The sequence below is a fragment of the Paenibacillus sp. MBLB1832 genome, from assembly GCF_032271945.1.
In the GTDB taxonomy this organism is placed as follows: Bacteria; Bacillota; Bacilli; order Paenibacillales; family NBRC-103111; genus Paenibacillus_E; species Paenibacillus_E roseopurpureus.
The window spans coordinates 3,242,731-3,261,971 of record NZ_CP130319.1 but is presented as its reverse complement, the minus strand read 5'-3'; the positions used below and the strand labels follow the sequence as shown (position 1 = coordinate 3,261,971).

The following is a 19,241-nucleotide window of genomic DNA, read 5'->3' as shown; positions in this document are numbered from 1 at the left end:
AGCAAGATGGCCATTGCAACGAATCCTAAGGTCGTTCTTTCTGTGAACAACCTCAAGAAAAGCATTAAAAATAAAGAGATTATCAAAGGTATTTCCTTTGATGTCTATGCAGGTGAGATTTTTGGTTTTCTGGGACCGAACGGTTCTGGTAAAACAACGACGATACGTATGCTCGTTGACTTGATACGCCCAACGGAAGGGACGATTCACATTTGTGGACATGACGTCCATAAAGAACATAATCAAGCGATGAGCAAAGTCGGCTGTATCGTGGAGAATCCTGAGTTGTACTCTTATTTGACGGGCTGGGAGAACCTTGAGCATTTTGCCCGCATGCTGCCTGACGTAGATGAGAAACGAATCCAGGAAGTTGTCGATATTGTTGCGATGGATGGGCGTATTCATGATAAAGTCCGAACATATTCATTGGGCATGCGCCAACGGTTAGGTATTGCACAAGCGCTGCTGGGGCGACCAAGTTTATTGATTTTGGACGAGCCTACGAATGGCTTGGATCCGCAAGGGATCAAAGAAATGAGAGAGTTTATACAACGATTAGCAGCGGAGGGGCTTAGTTTATTCGTGTCAAGTCATCTATTAAGTGAATTACAGCAAATGTGTCATCGTGTTGCGATTATTTCGCACGGTGAAGTCATCAAGGTAGGGGCTGTAGACGAACTAATTGCCCAAGGGGGCAAAGTCGTGTGGACGGTATCGCCAGGGGATGAGATGATACCTATTCTTCAAACTTCCGAGCATGTCGCAGCCTATCAAGATGTAGCGATTGAATCGCAAACGAACTTGCCATCCACAGTCAAACAATTTTCGACCCAAATGAACCAAGCGGATATACCTAAATTGAGCCGAATTTTATTTGAAAAAGGGATTTCAATATATGCGGTGGAAATAAAAAATCCGACGCTCGAGGATTTATTTTTGCAATTGACCGAAGGTGAACGAATCGAGTAGGAGAAGGTGAATGCCATGAGGGGTCTCTATGATTTAGTGAAAAATGAAATGATCAAAATGATCAAGAAGAAGCGATTTTACGTAATCTTGCTAATTCTGCTTGCTTTAATTCCGATGTTCACTTATGCTCAAATGCGAGTTGCTCAACATACCCAGAAGCAATTTGGGACGACAGACTGGAAAGCGGATCAACGGCAAAAAATTGCCGACTGGGAGAAACGCCTTGGTTCCGCGCGAACGCCAGACGAATGGAAGCAGCAGCTGCGTGTTCAAATTCAGATTGCGAACTATTATTTGGAAAAAGACGTGAATCCAAGTTCGCCGAATGCGGTTACATTTACGCGTGAATTCGTTAAAAATGCGGTTGGCCTCTTCATTCCTTTAATTATTATGGTGATTTCGGCGGATATCGTATCATCTGAGCATTCTACGGGGACTATTAAATTATTGTTGACAAGACCGGTCAGGCGTTGGAAAATTCTATTGAGTAAATTAATTACCGTGATCTTCTTCACTTCGCTGACTGTTTTGGCAACAGGATTGACCTGTTATTTGATTTCTGGGGTCGTTTTCGGCTATAACGGATGGAGCATGCCTGTATTTACAGGCATCCAACTAAAAGGTACAGATGTAGATTTTAGCTATGTGCGAGCAGTAGACCAATGGTTCTTCCTCCTGATGGAGTTCGGGCTTGTCTGGTTCACAGCCATCGTAGTGGCGATCATGTCGCTCATGCTTTCTGTACTCATTCGTTCAACCGCAGCAGGTATGGGGGTCATGCTTGCCGTATTAATATCTGGAACCATTCTTTCGAACATGGTTTCATCATGGGAAACCGCCAAATATTTATTTATGGTCAATCTGGATTTAACGAAATATTTAACAGGCGGCATTCCACCCATTGAAGGGATGGATTTATCGTTCTCCCTCAGTGTATTAAGTGTATGGACTGCGGCAGCACTGATCGTATCCTTCACGGTGTTCTCCCGGAAAGATATTTTAAACTAGTGGAAGTAAAGAGATAAAGGAGGGCTCCAATGGCTGAGCAGCTAGAAATTGCGAATGGGAAAGCCCCAGCTCCATCGTCGAATTATGAAGCGGACGATATTCAAGTCTTAGAAGGACTAGTTGCGGTTCGTAAACGACCTGGGATGTATATCGGCAGCACCAGTTCGTCAGGTTTACATCATCTGATTTGGGAGATTGTCGATAACGCCGTCGATGAGCATTTAGCAAAGCATTGTTCCAAAATTAATGTTACGATACATAAAGATCAATCGATTACAGTCCATGATAATGGACGCGGTATTCCTACGGGGATGCACAAAACTGGTGTTCCCACGCCGCAGGTCGTCTTTACGATCTTGCATGCGGGCGGGAAGTTTGGCGGATCTGGTTATAAGAAATCAGGCGGTCTCCATGGTGTAGGCGCTTCCGTAACGAATGCCCTTTCGGAGTGGTTGGAAGTCGAGATTAACCGTGACGGCAAAGTGCACAAGATGCGCTTTGAGTACTGGGTCGATGAGAAGGGGATCGAGCATGTTGGCGAGCCTGTAACAGGACTTGAAGTGGTTGGTAATACGAATCGCACAGGAACCAAAGTTACGTTCAAGCCTGATAAACGTGTGTTTCAAGGCGGTACAACGATCAATTACGATACATTAGCGGAGCGTCTGCAGGAAATAGCCTTTTTGAACTCTGGGCTGCAAGTGAATTTGAAGGACGAGCGGACAGATAAAGTCGATGTGTTCCAATACGAAGGCGGAGCGAGTCAATTCGTTGCTTTTCTGAATGAAGAGAAGACGGTGCTTCATCCTGTCATTCATTTTGCCGCTGAGAAGGATGAAATTGAAGTTGAAGTCGCCTTGCAATACAATGACGGTTATACGGAGACGATTGCATCCTTCGTTAACTCGATTCCTACCCGAGGCGGCGGTACCCATGAAACGGGTTTCAAGACGGCCTATACACGCGTGATGAATGAATATGCCCGTAAAGGGGGCATTCTCAAAGAAAAGGACAAAAACCTCGACGGAACGGATCTCCGAGAAGGTATGATGGTTGTCATCAATATCAAAATGGGCGATGTGGAGTTCGTCGGCCAAACGAAGGATCAACTAGGAAGCGCAGTTGCACGTAGTGCTGTGGACGCGGTTGTTTCGGATAAGATGACGGTTTTCCTCGAAGAAAATCCGCAAATCGCGCAAATGATGCTCAAGAAGGCCGTACAAGCATCCAAAGCCCGAGAAGCCGCGCGCAAAGCTCGTGAGGAGATTCGCAGCGGTAAGAAAGGGAAGAGCGAGAGCTCGAACCTGAACGGGAAATTAACTCCTGCACAATCCAAGGATTTGCAGCGTAATGAGCTGTTTATCGTGGAAGGCGATTCCGCTGGGGGTTCAGCCAAGCAAGGACGAGATTCGAAGCATCAAGCGATTCTGCCATTGAAAGGCAAGCCGATGAATCCGGAGAAGGCGAAGTTGCTCGATATTTTAAAAAATGAAGAGTATAAAGCGATTATCTCAGCCATTGGTGCAGGCGTAGGATCTGAATTTGAATCGGAAGAGACGAATTACGGCAAGATTATTATTATGACGGATGCTGATACGGATGGTGCGCACATTCAAGTTCTGTTGCTGACCTTCTTCTATCGCTACATGAAGCCGCTGATTGACTCCGGTCGCGTATATATCGCACAGCCGCCGCTATACAAAGTAACGCGCAAAGGAAAAGGCGGAGGTCATAAATATGCTTGGACGGATGACCAGCTGCAAGCGGTAGTCAAAGAATTAGGGAAAAACAGTGAACTGCAGCGTTATAAAGGTCTTGGCGAGATGAATCCAGACCAGCTGTGGGAAACAACGATGAATCCAGAGAGCCGAACACTGCTTCAAGTCCAAATTGAAGATGCGGCCAAAGCAGAACGGCGTGTAACAACCTTGATGGGAGACAAAGTCGATCCCCGCAAGCGTTGGATTATCGAGAATGTGGATTTTACCGAATATGTTGAGTAGATGAGTAGACCAAAAAGAGTGGTGACGGGAAGTTGAGTATTTTAGAAGAGTTTTTGCCCGCCTATCTGGAGGAGATCGTTGGGGATCGCTTCGGACGGTATTCCAAATATATTATTCAAGATCGGGCCATTCCCGATGTTAGAGACGGCTTGAAGCCTGTTCAACGTCGTGTTCTGTATGCCATGTATGATTCAGGTAATACGCCTGATAAACCGTATCGGAAATCGGCTAAAACCGTCGGGGATGTTATGGGTAATTACCACCCGCACGGTGACTCGTCGATTTATGACGGGATGGTTCGTATGGCACAGCCTTGGAAAATGGGACATACACTCATCGATGGACATGGTAACTGGGGTTCCCTCGATGATGATCCGCCAGCGGCTATGCGTTATACCGAGGCACGGTTATCCGAGATCGCGATGGAGTTGCTGCGCGATATCGAGAAGCGTACCGTTCTATTCAAAGATAACTTTGATAATTCGACCAAAGAACCTGTTGTGCTTCCTGCGAGATATCCGAATTTACTGGTGAACGGGGTAAGCGGGATTTCAGCTGGTTTTGCAACGGAAATTCCACCGCATAACCTGCGGGAAATTATCGATGCTTGTACAGCGATGATTGATAAACCCGACATCACGGTAGACGAAATCATGTCCATCGTGAAAGGGCCGGATTTCCCAACGTCAGGCATTATTATGGGCGAAGAAGGCATTCGCGAAGCATATCGAACGGGAAAAGGCCGTATTTATATTCGCTCTAAAACAGCGATTGAAGAGATGCGCGGCGGTAGACAGCAGATTGTCATCACCGAAATTCCGTATCAAGTCGTGAAATCACGCCTCGTGACCGCAATGGAAAACATTCGCTTAGAGAAGAAGGTTGAAGGCATTGCAGAAGTTCGCGATGAAAGCGGGCGGAACGGGCTTCGCATTGTGATCGAGCTGAAGAAGGAAGCGGATGCACAAGGGATTTTGGCCTATTTGCTGAAGAAAACGGACTTGCAAGTCACGTATAACTTCAATATGGTTGCGATTGTGAATAAAGCGCCGCGCCAGCTCGGGATACGTGAGATTCTTGAAGCATATATTGAGCATCAGAAAGAAGTAGTGACGTACCGCTCGCAATATGAGCTTGAGAAAGCGGAAGATCGTGCACACGTCCTCGAAGGGCTTGTAAAAGCTCTAAACATTCTAGATGAGGTCATTGCAACGATTAAAGCATCCAAAAACCGTCAGGACGCGCAAAATAATCTCGTGGATTCATTTCATTTTTCGGAAAGACAAGCTGATGCGATTCTCGTCCTGCAATTATACCGTCTTACCAATTTAGAAATTACAACGCTGGAGAAGGAACTCAAGGATGTTGAGAAAACGATCGCTTATTTGCGCGGCATTCTTGGCAGCTTGAAGAAGCTCCTTGGCGTTATTAAAGATGAGATGGGCGAGATCCGTAAGAAATACGGCATTGACCGCCGATCCGAAATTCAAGGCGAAGTCGAAGAACTGAAAGTGAATCTCGAGGTGCTGGTCAACGCGGAAGATGTCTTCGTCACCTTATCAAACGAAGGCTACTTGAAACGGACAAGCAAGCTGTCCTTCACGCGTTCAGGCGGAGAGTTGGAGAATACAGGCATGAAAGAAGGCGATTACCTTCGTTTCTTGCTGGATGTGAATACGATTGAAAGCCTCTTGATCTTTACGAAGAAGGGACAGTATTATTTATTGCCTGTCCATCAAGTGCCTGAGTACAAGTGGAAAGAGAACGGGACAGCCATTGTGAACGTCATTCCGATCGCCAAGGAAGATCGCATTGTGAATGTGATTCCGGTGAAAGGGTTTGATGATCCGACGAAATCCTTAGTATTCGTTACGCGTAAGGGTCAGGTCAAGCGTACAGAGCTCAAGGAGTATATGACCAACCGCTCGAACGCGATAGTTGCTTGTAAACTTGGGGAGCAGGACGAAGTGCTGCATGTTCACCTCAGTGATAACTCGAAGGAAATCCTGCTTGTGACCAAATTAGGGATGAGCATTCGTTTCCGTGAGGAAGAAGTGAACCCGATGGGCCGTGCGGCAGCAGGTGTGCGCGGCATCCAGCTCAAGGAGGACGATGAAGTCGTCTCGGCTGAGTGGATTTATGGGGATGAAGGAGAAGTACTGGTTATTTCGGACCTCGGGTATGCGAAGCGATCGCTCGTCGTCGACTATCCAATTCAAGGTCGCGGCGGCAAGGGGATTATTACGTTCGAGTTCAAAGAAGGCAAGCGTGTGAGGCCTAACGGTTCCGCGTTAATTCGAACTTTTATTGTGAAAATGGATTATCTGATTACCGCTGTTATGAGTACAGGCGAGAAGCTGCGTTTCTCCACGGAGGCTGCTCCGTTAGAGGATCGTAAGGCGCAAGGCAAGCCGCTGATCCCAGTCGGAAAAACAGATACCATCCTGGAAATTTTGCGATTTCCTCAATCATAACTAATCGTTGGAGGATCCAGCTTCTCGATCAGTGTAAATGCTAATTCCAATAAGACCCACAGAGGCATTGGTTCGTCTAATCGATCCAGCCACTGTGGGTCTTTCAACATGCCGGTTTCCAACGCTTTGCGGCCAAGTGCCACTTTCCATTCTTCCACATTGATCACTCCTTGTTCGTACGTTGCGGTCTTACCCCTTCAAGCAGTATATGACGCTGCTGGGCAGTTTGTTAAAAAAAGTCGAATGAAGTGGGAGCTACGGCAGAGATGGACAAAGGCGTGGAAGACTCGACAAGAGATGTCACTAAGCTACAGCATGTCCTTCTGACTTGCATTTTTTGTAAGAAAATATTAACGACATTAACCTTTAAACGTGTGTACAAGCGTGCTATACTTGCTGTAAATAGGCACATGGAAGCGAGTTGATGAGGATGTATTCCGATGAGTTCGGAAAGCTATGGCTAAAATTATCGAAGGAATTGAAAAATCAGATGGAGGTAGGCTTAGCCCCTACGATCACAGAAGGACAGCTGAACGTATTAGAACTGCTCTTGATTCATGATCGAATGAAGCCTTCGGATTTGATCGAATATTTATCCACGACGCCTGCTGCCGTGACAACCTTATTAGACCGGATGGAGAAAGCGGAGTTAATCGAACGTGTGCGCGATGAGAAGGATCGACGCATCGTCTGGATCCATGTCACAGACAAAGGAAAAGCGGAATGCGAGAGAGGTCGCGGCATCCGTGAACAACTGCTGGATACGTACCTCAATCGCGTTTCCGCTCATAATCAGAAATTGCTGATTTATTTATTGGGCAAGGTTGCGAACTAAGCAACACTTACGAATACCCATTCCTATAGCTCAGGTATGTTAAAATCGCTCCACGGCCGCTGCACAGGAGGCAGCGATCGGAAATGCATTCCTTCCTTGAGCACGGGATGCTCAAACGAAAGCGCTGTCGCCCAGAGCGCGAGCTGCTGGCCGGGTTTATTGACCGCGCTGCCATAGCGCTGGTCGCCATACAGTGTGCAGCCGATGGCAGCCAGCTGCACGCGGATCTGATGCGGCCGCCCGGTGTGCAGCTTGATCTGAATCAAGCTGAGCCCGTCATGGCTGCCGAGCAGCTTGTAGTCCAGCACCGCCTCTTTGGCGTCATGCTGGCCTGCCTTTACGACGCTGACGGTATTCGTCCGCGTATCTTTCCACAGCCAGTGGCGCAGTGTCGCCGCTGACTGTGCGGGTTTGCCGTGCACGACAGCGACGTACGTCTTGTCGAGCTGGCGGGTTCTGACCGCGTCCGATAATCGGGACGCGGCTTTTGACGTTTTGGCGAACACCATGACGCCGCCAACGGGACGATCCAAGCGATGCACAAGCCCGAGGTACACATTACCGGGCTTGTTGTAGCGCTCCTTCAGATCTGCCTTCAAAGCATTCAGCAGATCCCAGTCGTGGGAGTCATCCTCCTGCGTTGGCATGTTGACGGGCTTCTCAACCACGAGAATGTGGTTGTCTTCGAACAGAACGGGAATTTGCGAAGCGCCATGCGCATCTTTCGATACTGCCACTGCCTACGCCTCCCAGCGTCCTAGAATCCCGCAAGGGAGCATGAGGCCGGAATGGGTAATGGGCAGGCCGATTTCACCGCTGGAGATCGTACCGCCATGCTTCTCTTTCATCGCCATGCTCAAAATATTGTGCAGCACAGTTGCCGAAATCCCTGTTGTGTAGGAATTGATCAACAAGAACAAGGGATTGTCCGTCAGAATGGACATGCAGGTTTGGATGAACGGATATAGATCATCCTCCAATTTCCACGTTTCCCCGTTAGGTCCGCGACCGTAGGATGGTGGATCCATAATGATGGCATCGTATTTGCTGCCGCGGCGTTGTTCGCGTTGTACGAATTTGAACACGTCATCCGTAATGAAACGGACAGGTCTGGAACCCATGCCGCTTAGATGCAAGTTTTCCTTTGCCCATTGGACAACCCCTTTGGAAGCGTCGACATGACATACTTCAGCGCCTGCATAGGCACAAGCGAGAGAAGCGCCGCCTGTATACGCGAAAAGGTTCAGAACTTTAATCGGGCGGCCTGCGCCCTTGATTTTGTCCATCATCCATTTCCAGTTGACGGCTTGCTCGGGGAAAAGACCTGTATGCTTGAAGCTGGTTGGTTTGATATAGAAAGTCAGCTTCTGATCATACGTGATCGTCCAGCGCTCAGGGAGCTCGGCGTGATTCTGCCACTGCCCGCCGCCGCTGGAGCTCCGGTGATAATGCGCGTCGGCTTGTTTCCAAGCTGGCGTTTCTTTTGCTAAGGGCCAAATGATTTGCGGGTCAGGTCTGCGAAGCACGATCGTGCCCCAGCGCTCCAACTTTTCGCCGCCTCCTGTATCGAGAAGCTCATAATCGACCCAATCTTTTGCATAAAACATGCTGTAATCCATCCTTCAACTAATAGACTTAACTAATAAACACTAATTGTACACCATTTATAAAGGTTCTTCAAAAAGTCGACTTTATTGACTTAAATCGATCTTTTCAATTAATCCTGGCAGTTCCTTTTCCGTAAATTGTGTGTAAGTACTTTGCTCTAAGCCTTGGCGTAAGGAATCTTTCACGGAATCAAAGGATTTAACGGAACGGGATTCCACTTTGATGACATGGTAGCCGTATTCCGTTTCAACGGGATCGCCGATCACACCAACGGTTTGGGAAATGGCTGCGTTTTTAAAGCCTGTCACCCATTGGCTGACCTCCGCGTCTGCATAAAGGCCGCCGTTATCTTTGGAGCCTGGATCATCGGAATATTGTTTGGCGAGTGCGGTGAAATCTCCACCATTTTTCAACTTCTGCTGAACATCCTTCGCAAGCGTAAGTGCTTCTTCCTTCGTACGAAGAGTTTTGCCCTCTTGATCGTTTAAGCCGATCAAAATATGACGTACGGAAGCAATCGTGTAGGCATCTTTATTTGCAGCCAGCGTCGCATCATATTGCGCCTTCAACTGAGCATCGGTAATGCTGGACTTCACAGCATTGTTAGCCGTCATGCTGCCGACCAGATAGTATTGAATCGCGGCTTCGGAGGAATTGACATTTTTCAAATCCGTCTTAAATTTATCTTCACCCATTTGCTGTTTCCAAGCAGCAACCTGAGCAGCGGCACTCTTTTTCGCAGCTTCAATATCAGCCTCGGTAGCGCGGCTGTACAGAATGCGATTCGTGATCAATTCTTTCAGGATAGTCGTTTGATACTCAGCGTTATCTTTCGAAGTCGCATGTCCACTGTTGAAGAGAGCTTTTAAGTTAAAGAAAGCATCAAACTCGCCTTTCGTTACTGTCCCGCCTTTGTAAGTTGCTACGACAGCGTTCGGGTTATTGCCGACCCAAATCGTGCTGGTTGCTTCATCCCAAGTTACTTTCTTTCCTAGCGATTCGTTCATAAACCGCAGCGGCACATACGTCGTACCTTCGTAAATAAATCCTTTGCCTTCTGTCGGCACCTTTTCGACACCATCAAACATATACGTCAAATTTCGGAATGCGACTTCAATTTGATTGCCTGCTGCTAGAGCTGCAGTTCCGCTTAGCACAGAACCAATGGTTAAACCTACGATAAGTCCTTTAACTTTGTCTTTCATTATGATTGATCCACCTTTCGTGTGTTGTTCTCCCAATAATTCACCGAAGGTTTATACATTTCCTTTATTTCTTCTTATGGAATTGAAGGAATTCATTACCTGTTTGTTGTATTTGTACAAGTATAGACATCTTGCAACAAGCAGCTCAGATGAAAAGACATGTCGAAATAGGGGGGGATAGAGTGGGAGCAAACATTGGAATACCCAGCTCAGAGGATTTGTTTCTGCTTCATGAAGGTTCCCTTTTCCACAGTTATCGTATCTTAGGGGCACATGTTAGCAAAGTGAAGGAACAAGAGGGTGTTCGTTTTGCCGTTTGGGCACCGCATGCACGCAATGTGCATGTGCTTGGTGACTTTAATGAGTGGCAGTCTGGCGAGCATCCGATGAACAAGGTTAGTACGCTTGGACTCTGGATGGTGTTCATACCCGTTGCTAGAGAAGGCGACTATTACAAGTTCGAAATTCAGAGCCAATCGGGACAAATATTGTTAAAAGCCGATCCCTACGCGTTCTACTCCGAGTTGCGGCCTGGCACCGCATCGCGAGTTGTTGATTTGGATGGCTATGCCTGGCAAGACGAGGCGTGGCAGCAGAAGAAACAGGAAGCGTCTTCGTACAACAAACCGCTGTCAATCTATGAAGTGCATATGGGCACTTGGCGTAAAAAAGATAGGAATAGCGAGGAAATGTACACCTACGAACAATTAACCACGGAGTTAGTCGATTACGCTGTTGAAATGGGCTACACCCATATCGAGGTCATGCCGCTGGCGGAGCACCCGTTCGATCGCTCTTGGGGCTATCAAGCCACAGGCTACTATTCGGTTACTAGCCGCCATGGTGAACCCAAAGATTTCATGCGCTTCGTCGATACGTGTCACCAGAAAGGGATCGGAGTCATTATGGACTGGGTTCCGGGCCATTTCTGTAAAGACAGTCATGGACTGCGCATGTTTGACGGCAAACCGCTTTATGAATATGAGGATCCACGAAAAGCTGAGAAGCTGGAGTGGGGAACGCTCACTTTTGACTTTGGTCGGCCAGAAGTGCAGAGCTTTTTAATCTCAAATGCCGTATTTTGGATGGATATGTATCATATGGATGGCATTCGGGTCGATGCGGTTGCTTCGATGCTGCACCTTAATTTCGGCAGATGGGATGAAGCCCCGATCAAGAACAAGTACGGCGGGGACGAGAATCTGGAAGCGATTGATTTCATCCGCAAATTGAATAAGGTCATATTTGAGTATTTCCCTCATGCGTTAATGATGGCGGAAGATTCCACAGACTGGCCGTTAGTCACTGCTCCTGTGCATGAAGGCGGTCTTGGCTTTAACTACAAGTGGAATATGGGCTGGATGAACGATATGTTGAAATACATGAAGATGGATCCCATCCACCGCAGGTATCACCACAAGCTCATTACGTTCTCGTTCATGTATGCTTGGAGTGAGAATTATGTCTTACCGCTCTCTCATGATGAAGTGGTACATGGCAAGCGCTCCTTGTTGAATAAAATGCCAGGTGACTATTGGCAGAAATTTGCTAACCTTCGCGTATTATATGGATATATGTCCGGCCATCCAGGGAAGAAGCTGCTCTTCATGGGAAGTGAATTCGGTCAATTCGACGAATGGAAAGACCTTGAAGAAGTGGATTGGTTCTTATTGGATGGGTATGAGAAGCATGAACAAATGCATCGTTATGTAAAAGCACTCAATCAGTTTTATCTGAAGGAGCCAGCACTTTGGCAGTTGGACCACAGTCCAGATGGCTTTTCCTGGATTAACCCGCATGATGAGACGCAAAGCGTTGTCACGTTCCTGCGCAAAGGCGAGTCACCAGAAGATGAGCTCATTCTCGTGTGTAACTTCACACCGGTCGTTCATCCGGATTACCGCATTGGTGTTCCTAAGCACGGCGTATATGAAATTGTGTTTAACAGCGATAACCAAGAATTTGGCGGATCAGGGCAAGGCAATTCACTTCCGATTACGAGTGTGATAAGCCCGATGCACGGTCAAGCCTATAGTCTAGCTCTATGTATTCCGCCGCTTGCGGCTGTCTATATCAAGTGTGTGAGTGAATTCCAAGCAGAGAATAACGAAGTTGAAGGGGGAAATCAAATATGCGCAGTAAAGAATGTGTTGCTATGCTCCTCGCTGGAGGAGAAGGGCGAAGATTAGGCGTACTGACGAACAATTTGGCTAAGCCAGCTGTACATTTCGGCGGCAAATACCGCATCATTGATTTTACTCTCAGCAATTGTACGAATTCAGGGATTGATACCGTCGGCGTGCTAACGCAGTATCAACCACTCGTATTAAACAGTTACATCGGAATTGGAAGCTCTTGGGATCTTGACCGCAAATACGGCGGAGTAACGGTGCTGCCACCGTTCATGGAGCAAAAAGGCGGCGATTGGTACAAAGGTACAGCGAATGCGATCTATCGCAATATTGGCTTTATCGAGCAATACGATCCTGAATATGTGTTGGTCATATCGGGTGACCATATTTATAAAATGGATTACGATCTCATGCTCTCTTATCACAAAGAGAAGAAAGCAGACGCGACTATCGCGGTCATTGAAGTGAAATGGGAAGAAACGAGCCGTTTCGGCATCATGAGTGTGAACGATCAGCAAGAAATTACCGAGTTTGCTGAAAAGCCGAAAGAAGCGAACAGCAATTTGGCTTCGATGGGCATTTACATTTTTAACTGGAAAGTGTTGAAATCCTATTTGGTAGAAGATGAGGCGAACCCTGAATCTAGTAAAGATTTCGGGAAAGATATTATCCCGATGATGCTGAAGGATGAAGCGAGAATGTTCGCGTATCCGTTCCAAGGCTATTGGAAAGATGTCGGTACGATCGACAGCCTGTGGGAAGCGAATATGGATCTATTAGATGAGAATAATGAGCTTAATTTAAATGATAAAGACTGGCGTGTATATTCACAGAATCCGTACCAGCCAGCTCAGTATGTTGCGCCTTCGGCTAATGTTAAACGATCTTTGGTAAATGAAGGGTGCGCCATTTTCGGTGATGTCGATCACTCGGTTCTCTTCTTCGGTGTTCAGGTTGGCGAGGGCTCGCTCATTAAGGATTCGGTTATTATGCCGAACGCCAAAATTGGAAATAATGTCACGATCATTAAAGCGATTATCGGAGAAAATACCGTTGTCGAAGACGGTGCAGTTGTAGATGGCAGTGGAGAAATTGTACTAATCGGCGGGAACGAACGGGTTACAGGCTACGCTAATCAGAAGGGATGATGTCAGATGAAACACGTGATGGGAGTCATTAATTTAGTCAATGAACCGGATGATTTGGAGGAACTGACCTATTTCCGTTGCCCAGCGTCTGTGCCATTTGGCGGTCGATATCGATTGATTGATTTTACGTTGTCCAACATGGTGAATTCGGGTATTGATAACGTAGCGGTGTTCACACAGCACAAATATCGTTCCTTGATGGATCATCTTGGTTCTGGAAAAGAGTGGGATCTAGACCGTAAACGAGGCGGATTGTTCGTTTTGCCGTCAGTGCTAGATGAGCCGACAGGCATTTCCCGCGGCGATTTGTATCAATTCTATAGCCATCGTGACTATTTCTACCGCGGCAAGGAAGAGTTCGTTATCATTTCACGCAGCCATATGGTGTGCAATCTCGATTTGCGCGATGTTGTGCGTTATCACGAGGATATGCAAGCGGATATTACGGTTATTTATAAACAAACAGATGAAGAAGTTCATGGGAAATATCGCCGATTGGCTGTGAAAGACTCTGGTCAAGTAACGTTGATGGAGGATCACACAGGCCGTTTACGTACGAATAACATCTCCATGGAGATGTACATTATGAGTAAAGCGTTGCTGCTTGATATGGTGGAGTCCTGTCTTGCGCAGGGCTACGATCATCTCGTGCGTGACGGTATTATGAAAAATATAGATAAACTGAGCGTATATGGCTACAAGTTTGAAGGACATTTGGGTATCGTGAATTCGATCCAAGGTTATTACAAACACAGCATGCAATTGCTGAATCCTGCGATCTGGCGGGAGCTGTTCTTTCAGAAGAATAACCTTGTCTATACGAAGGTTAAAGATGAGCCCCCTGCGAAATATTTGGAATCCGCTGCCGCGAAAAATTCGCTTATTGCGAACGGCTGCCAAATTGAAGGCAAAGTGGAGAATAGCATTTTGTTCCGCGGTGTGAAGATCCGTAAAGGCGCCTACGTCAAAAACAGTATCATTTTGCAAAACTGTGAAATTGAAGAGAATGTTATTATCGAGAATTCAATCCTGGATAAGGATGTCTTCATCAGCCGCGGCCGCGTGTTAACGGGCGACAACAAAGCGCCGTTCATTGCTGCGAAAACCAAAGTGATCTAAGTGAAAGAGAGAATTCGTTTCATGGAAGACGGAGGAGTGGCACGATGAAAATATTGTTCGCGGCTTCAGAAGCCGTGCCTTTTATTAAGACAGGCGGATTAGCGGATGTGATCGGTTCCTTGCCGAAGGAATTGATACGTCAAGACTTGGATGTTCGGGTCATTCTTCCGAAATATGGGGATATTCCAGCTAAGTATCGCGAGGCTATGACGCATGTGACTTCATTCGAAGTTCGGTTAGGTTGGCGGAAGCAATACTTGGGCATCGAGATGCTCGTGCAAGATGGAGTTACCTTTTACTTCGTGGATAATGAATATTATTATAAACGTCCTGGGATTTACGGTTACGGGGATGAAGCGGAGCGCTTCGGTTTTTACTGTCGCGGTGTGATTGAAGCTTTGCCGCTCATCGACTTCCAGCCAGATGTCATTCATTGTCACGATTGGCAAGTAGGGATGATTCCAGTTCTGCTCAAAGCGCATTATCAACATCTTCCATTCTTCCATGACATCAAGACGATGATGACGGTTCATAATTTGAAATATCAAGGTGTATTCAGTCAAGAAGTATTCCGTGATTTGTTCGGCCTTTCGGATGATCATTTCTCGGGGACGGCGTTGGAGCTGCATGGCGGTGCAAGCTTCTTGAAGGGGGGACTACTGTATTCTGATCAGCTCACGACTGTGAGCCAGACGTATGCAGAGGAAATCCAGACGCCGTATTACGGGGAGTTCCTGGATAGTTTACTGAGACATCGCAAGGATCAGCTAACGGGGATCGTGAACGGCATTGATTATGAGATGTTCGATCCGATGACGGACCCGCATCTTGTGGTCAACTATCGTGATTCGCTGTCCAAGAAGACCCAGAATAAGTTGGCTTTGCAAGAGCGGCTTGGCTTGAAAGTAGATGCCGAAATTCCGATGATCGTCCTTGTGACGCGACTTGTTCAACAGAAGGGTCTAGACTTGATCCAGCATGTTCTGTCGGAAATTATTTCGCTGAACATCCAATTAGTCGTGCTAGGGACTGGCGATGCTGCATATGAGCAAATGTTTCGGAATGCTGCTGCGCTGCATCCGACGAAAGTATCTGCACAGATTTACTTCGATGAGGCGCTGGCACATCAATTCTATGCGGCGTCCGATCTGTTCTTGATGCCATCGCAGTTCGAGCCCTGCGGGATTGGTCAGTTGATTGCGCTGCGCTATCGCTCGGTGCCGATCGTCAGAGAGACGGGCGGGCTGAAGGATACTGTGCAGCCGTACAATGAATTTACAGGAGAAGGCACTGGCTTCTCCTTCACGAATTATAACGCTCATGATATGCTGCACAGCATACGGCGCGCGGTGTTCTTTTACAAGAATGACCGTGAAAGTTGGATGAAGCTGTTGCACAATATGAAGAAAGGCGATTTCAGCTGGCGCAAATCCGCGCAGGACTATATCGCACTTTATCGTAAAATGACGTCCTAGACGAACGAAATGGACCCTTAATTCGGTGGAATTGGGGGTCTTTTTTCGTATTCTTGGAATTTCAGGTATAATAAGCATAGCAGATTGAGCTAGATGTGGAGTGGTGCTTGGGTGGCTGGGATAGATTGGCTCTCACATATGTTGACCCTGGTGTTTGTTGTTAATATTTTGTTGGCTTTGACGGTTGTGTTCTTGGAAAAGCGCAATGTTGCCGCAACCTGGTCTTGGCTGATGGTTTTGTTATTTATTCCGATTCTGGGATTTGTTCTCTATGTGATGTTAGGTCAAAATTTGAGTCGAAGAAAGCTGTATAAATGGAATAAACGGATGCTGGAGCGCGTTCAATCGATCACTGCGGAACAGCGTCAGCAGTTGATGGACGGCACGTTTCCTTATCAGGATCCGATGGTGAGCGACTATCGCTATTTGATTTATCTGAATGTGGCTACGAATGATGCCTTGCTGACGCAGGATAATGAGGTGACGATTTTCACAGATGGGGTCGAGAAGTTCAATGATCTTATCGGTAAGATCGAGGCCGCCAAACATCATATTCATATGCAATATTATATCGTGAAGAATGATTCCCTAGGCAAACGAATCATGGAGGTGCTTACACGTAAAGCGGCTGAAGGTGTCGTGGTGCGCTTCCTCTACGATGACATCGGTTCGCGAACGTTGAAGGACTCGTTTTTTAGGGAGTTTGTGAAGGCAGGCGGACAAAAGGCTGCATTCTTCCCGTCACGCATTCCTTTTCTGAATTATCGCGTGAATTATCGTAACCATCGCAAGCTCGTGGTAATTGATGGAGAGCTTGGCTATCTGGGCGGTTTTAATATTGGGAATGAATATTTGGGCTTGAACCCGAAGTTAGGTTATTGGAGGGATACGCATCTTCGACTTTCAGGCACGGTTGTAAGAGCGCTACAATCCAGGTTTATCCTTGACTGGAACCTGGCGTCGATGACAGCGATTGAGCTGGAGAAGGAGCGGCATTTGCATTATTTTCCGACACTTTCGGAGTCAGCTGCGGGCTCAACTCGTGTGCCGATGCAAATCGTGGCGAGCGGCCCGAATGAGTCGTGGCCTCATTTCGTGTATACGTTTCTGAAGCTGATTCATTTGGCTGAACGCCGAATTTTGCTTCAAACGCCTTATTTTATCCCAGAAGAGAGTATGTTAAATGCACTACGCATTGCGGCGCTCTCAGGGATCGATGTGCGCATCATGATTCCGGAGAAGGCCGATCATTTATTCGTCCATTGGGCGTCGTTATACTACGTTGGGGAGCTGCTTCGCGCTGGCGTGAAATGCTACCTGTATGATTTCGGTTTCCTCCATGCCAAAACCATTATTGTCGACGGTCAGGTAGCGTCGGTGGGCACGGCGAATTTGGATATTCGCAGTTTACGGTTGAATTTTGAGACGAATGCGCTCATCTTTCATGAGGAAACGGCGAAGAAGCTGGAGAACACCTTCTGGGCGGACATGGAAGGGTGTATGGAGTTGACGCTTGAGGAGTATGAGAAGCGGTCGCTGCGCGTGCGGTTCCTGGAGTCGATTTCGAAGTTGGTGTCGCCGATTTTGTAGGAATGGAAACATAACAATGTAAGGCAGGCCCATGGTAAAAGCATGGGCCTGTTTAGCGTTTTATTTACGCAATATCTCAACCGTTCCAAGTGAATAATGACCGTCGCTGCTTCTACCATCGATTGCAAAGTCCACTTCTGGTTTATTGGTTTCTGGGTTGAGTATCGCGGCGTTAACTATGTAAATGCCATGGGCAAGGTTCGCAGGAATAGGTAATACGTGAGATACCTCTTGTGCTCCCGGGAGCCATTCTCGTATGTCCAAATTTGTTTGTATGCGGGAGACGATGATTCCCTGCTCATTTGACAACGAAAGCTCCAATGGCCAGGCAAAATAAAACGGTGCTACACCTCTATTGATAATATTTAGTTTGACATGAAGTGAGTTTCCAGTGCGAACTTTCTTCTCGTGAGACTCTTTGGCAATGACAAAACGATATCCGATTGTTTTCAAAAATCGGTCAATATTCGGTTGAAGCCGACCGCCATATGGTTCTTGAGAAGGTGCACTAGGGCCAAGCCAACTTACATGCGTCAGTTTCGATTGAAGTAGAGTCTCTTCCATGTTCGAATCATTCAAATATGTAACATCAGGTCGAAATTCCCCGCCGCTCGGTGCTGATTTCCAGAAGTAAGGCATTGCTGGCTGATCGTTTTGCGTAAGCCAAGACTTATAGCCATCCGTGTACCATTTTAGGAATCCATCAATTGTTGATTCGTGTGAACCGAAAGCGTCGTTAAATAATCCTAGATGATGGGACAATGCGATTTCATGTGGTCTTCTCATCAACAGTAGCTTTCGATCAAAATAACGCAAGTAATGATTCACATAGTTATCGGTAACATCTTCTTTAGGAAATTCAATTCGCTGGCTGCCTTCATCCATCGTATGCCACTCGCCCCAATGTCCTATGCTTCCCAGCTCGATAAAAGCGACTTGTGGGTCGTTGTTATATCGTTCTCCTAATGCTTGGATTAAACGCTCGTGATTTTCGATCAGTCTAGGATTGTTATAATCGGGACTGAATCCTTTTCCATACGCAAGATTGTACGATACACCCTTTTTGCTGGTTTCTTCATACAGCCAGTTGGGAATATCCAGATGCTCTACCTCAGTTGGATAATCGAGAACTACGCGCAAAATGAGAGACACGCCTTTTGTCTTCCAAAATGCAAACTGAAATTTTCTCTCAACTGCATCGAATGCGTACTTTCCTTTTTCAGGTTCAAGGTCAGCCCATGTTAAATTTGCATAAGCAAGCCGAAAGGGCTGCTTGGCTTCTTTGTTTCTGGCATCTATCACAAACCCCATATAAGGGTTGTTCAAAACTTGATCCGTTTCCGCGGGGAAGTAAGATACTCGGTCTACAACTTCAGTCGCCATTAAGTTTCTATATCCTATTACAATTATCGATGCTAAAACAAGGACTATTGGACTAAATAGACGAAGACGACGGGCGTTCAATATCGCTACCTCCTTCATGATCTTTGAGATCTATCTTTGAAATAGTATCAGACGGGGATTGACGTTACAATACAATTGTTGGAAGTAGGTATGAATAATGTTCAAAATTAGTTCTTAAGTACTATAAAATCATGAATTTTGACGATATTTCGCTTTATAATTGTCGGAAAATATGCTATAAGTACTATATTGATGTAATACTTGCGAACTG

General features: G+C 46.6%; 15 protein-coding genes. 10 read left to right on the top strand and 5 right to left on the bottom strand.

Annotated features, from left to right (window positions below; genetic code table 11):
* Window positions 1-6: 6 nt before the first annotated feature.
* The 4 genes from MJB10_RS14560 to gyrA are packed head-to-tail and all read left to right on the top strand — an operon-like array spanning window position 7 to window position 6,454.
* The gene (locus tag MJB10_RS14560; protein ID WP_314795720.1) at window positions 7-969 is read left to right on the top strand and encodes an ABC transporter ATP-binding protein; all 963 of its coding nucleotides are present in this window, start codon (window positions 7-9) and stop codon (window positions 967-969) included.
* 15 nt (window positions 970-984) lie between these two features.
* Entirely contained in the window at window positions 985-1,977 is a 993-nt protein-coding gene (locus tag MJB10_RS14555; protein WP_314795719.1) for an ABC transporter permease, read from the top strand.
* A 29-nt stretch (window positions 1,978-2,006) separates the two neighbouring features.
* Window positions 2,007-3,980, top strand: a complete 1,974-nt coding sequence (gene parE, locus MJB10_RS14550) for a DNA topoisomerase IV subunit B (protein ID WP_314795717.1) — start codon at window positions 2,007-2,009, stop codon at window positions 3,978-3,980.
* Between the two features lie 32 nt (window positions 3,981-4,012).
* Entirely contained in the window at window positions 4,013-6,454 is a 2,442-nt protein-coding gene (gene gyrA, locus MJB10_RS14545) for a DNA gyrase subunit A (RefSeq protein ID WP_314795716.1), read from the top strand.
* Here the strand turns inward: gyrA and MJB10_RS14540 are convergent.
* The gene (locus MJB10_RS14540) at window positions 6,445-6,612 is read right to left on the bottom strand and encodes a hypothetical protein (protein WP_314795715.1); all 168 of its coding nucleotides are present in this window, start codon (window positions 6,610-6,612) and stop codon (window positions 6,445-6,447) included. The genes gyrA and MJB10_RS14540 overlap by 10 nt on opposite strands.
* A gap of 272 nt (window positions 6,613-6,884) precedes the next feature.
* Here MJB10_RS14540 and MJB10_RS14535 point away from each other — a divergent pair, with 272 nt between their 5' ends.
* Window positions 6,885-7,289 (top strand): MarR family winged helix-turn-helix transcriptional regulator, encoded by a 405-nt coding sequence (locus MJB10_RS14535; RefSeq protein WP_314805630.1) that lies wholly within the window; start codon window positions 6,885-6,887, stop codon window positions 7,287-7,289.
* Window positions 7,290-7,312: 23 nt separating this feature from the next.
* Here the strand turns inward: MJB10_RS14535 and MJB10_RS14530 are convergent, their stop codons facing one another.
* The 3 genes from MJB10_RS14530 to MJB10_RS14520 all read right to left on the bottom strand — a co-directional run bounded on the left by MJB10_RS14530 (window position 7,313) and on the right by MJB10_RS14520 (window position 10,102).
* A complete protein-coding gene (locus MJB10_RS14530) occupies window positions 7,313-8,026 on the bottom strand; it encodes an RluA family pseudouridine synthase (protein WP_314795714.1) in 714 nt (237 codons plus the stop codon).
* Between the two features lie 3 nt (window positions 8,027-8,029).
* Window positions 8,030-8,896 (bottom strand): class I SAM-dependent methyltransferase, encoded by an 867-nt coding sequence (locus MJB10_RS14525; protein WP_314795713.1) that lies wholly within the window; start codon window positions 8,894-8,896, stop codon window positions 8,030-8,032.
* 84 nt (window positions 8,897-8,980) lie between these two features.
* Window positions 8,981-10,102, bottom strand: coding sequence for a peptidylprolyl isomerase (locus MJB10_RS14520; protein WP_314795711.1), 1,122 nt, complete (start codon window positions 10,100-10,102; stop codon window positions 8,981-8,983).
* Window positions 10,103-10,284: 182 nt separating this feature from the next.
* Here MJB10_RS14520 and glgB point away from each other — a divergent pair, with 182 nt between their 5' ends.
* The 5 genes from glgB to cls all read left to right on the top strand — a co-directional run bounded on the left by glgB (window position 10,285) and on the right by cls (window position 17,566).
* The gene (glgB, locus tag MJB10_RS14515) at window positions 10,285-12,291 is read left to right on the top strand and encodes a 1,4-alpha-glucan branching protein GlgB (protein WP_314795709.1); all 2,007 of its coding nucleotides are present in this window, start codon (window positions 10,285-10,287) and stop codon (window positions 12,289-12,291) included.
* Entirely contained in the window at window positions 12,234-13,382 is a 1,149-nt protein-coding gene (locus MJB10_RS14510) for a glucose-1-phosphate adenylyltransferase (protein WP_314795708.1), read from the top strand. Before glgB ends, MJB10_RS14510 begins: the two co-directional genes overlap by 58 nt.
* 6 nt (window positions 13,383-13,388) lie before the next feature.
* Entirely contained in the window at window positions 13,389-14,501 is a 1,113-nt protein-coding gene (gene glgD / locus MJB10_RS14505; protein ID WP_314795706.1) for a glucose-1-phosphate adenylyltransferase subunit GlgD, read from the top strand.
* A 44-nt stretch (window positions 14,502-14,545) separates the two neighbouring features.
* On the top strand, window positions 14,546-15,976 hold the full coding sequence (gene glgA / locus MJB10_RS14500) for a glycogen synthase GlgA (RefSeq protein WP_314795704.1): 1,431 nt from the start codon (window positions 14,546-14,548) through the stop codon (window positions 15,974-15,976).
* Between the two features lie 111 nt (window positions 15,977-16,087).
* A complete protein-coding gene (gene cls / locus MJB10_RS14495; RefSeq protein ID WP_314795702.1) occupies window positions 16,088-17,566 on the top strand; it encodes a cardiolipin synthase in 1,479 nt (492 codons plus the stop codon).
* A gap of 60 nt (window positions 17,567-17,626) precedes the next feature.
* Here cls and MJB10_RS14490 read toward each other — a convergent pair whose 3' ends face one another.
* The gene (locus MJB10_RS14490) at window positions 17,627-19,030 is read right to left on the bottom strand and encodes a DUF4832 domain-containing protein (RefSeq protein ID WP_314795701.1); all 1,404 of its coding nucleotides are present in this window, start codon (window positions 19,028-19,030) and stop codon (window positions 17,627-17,629) included.
* Window positions 19,031-19,241 lie beyond the last annotated feature (211 nt).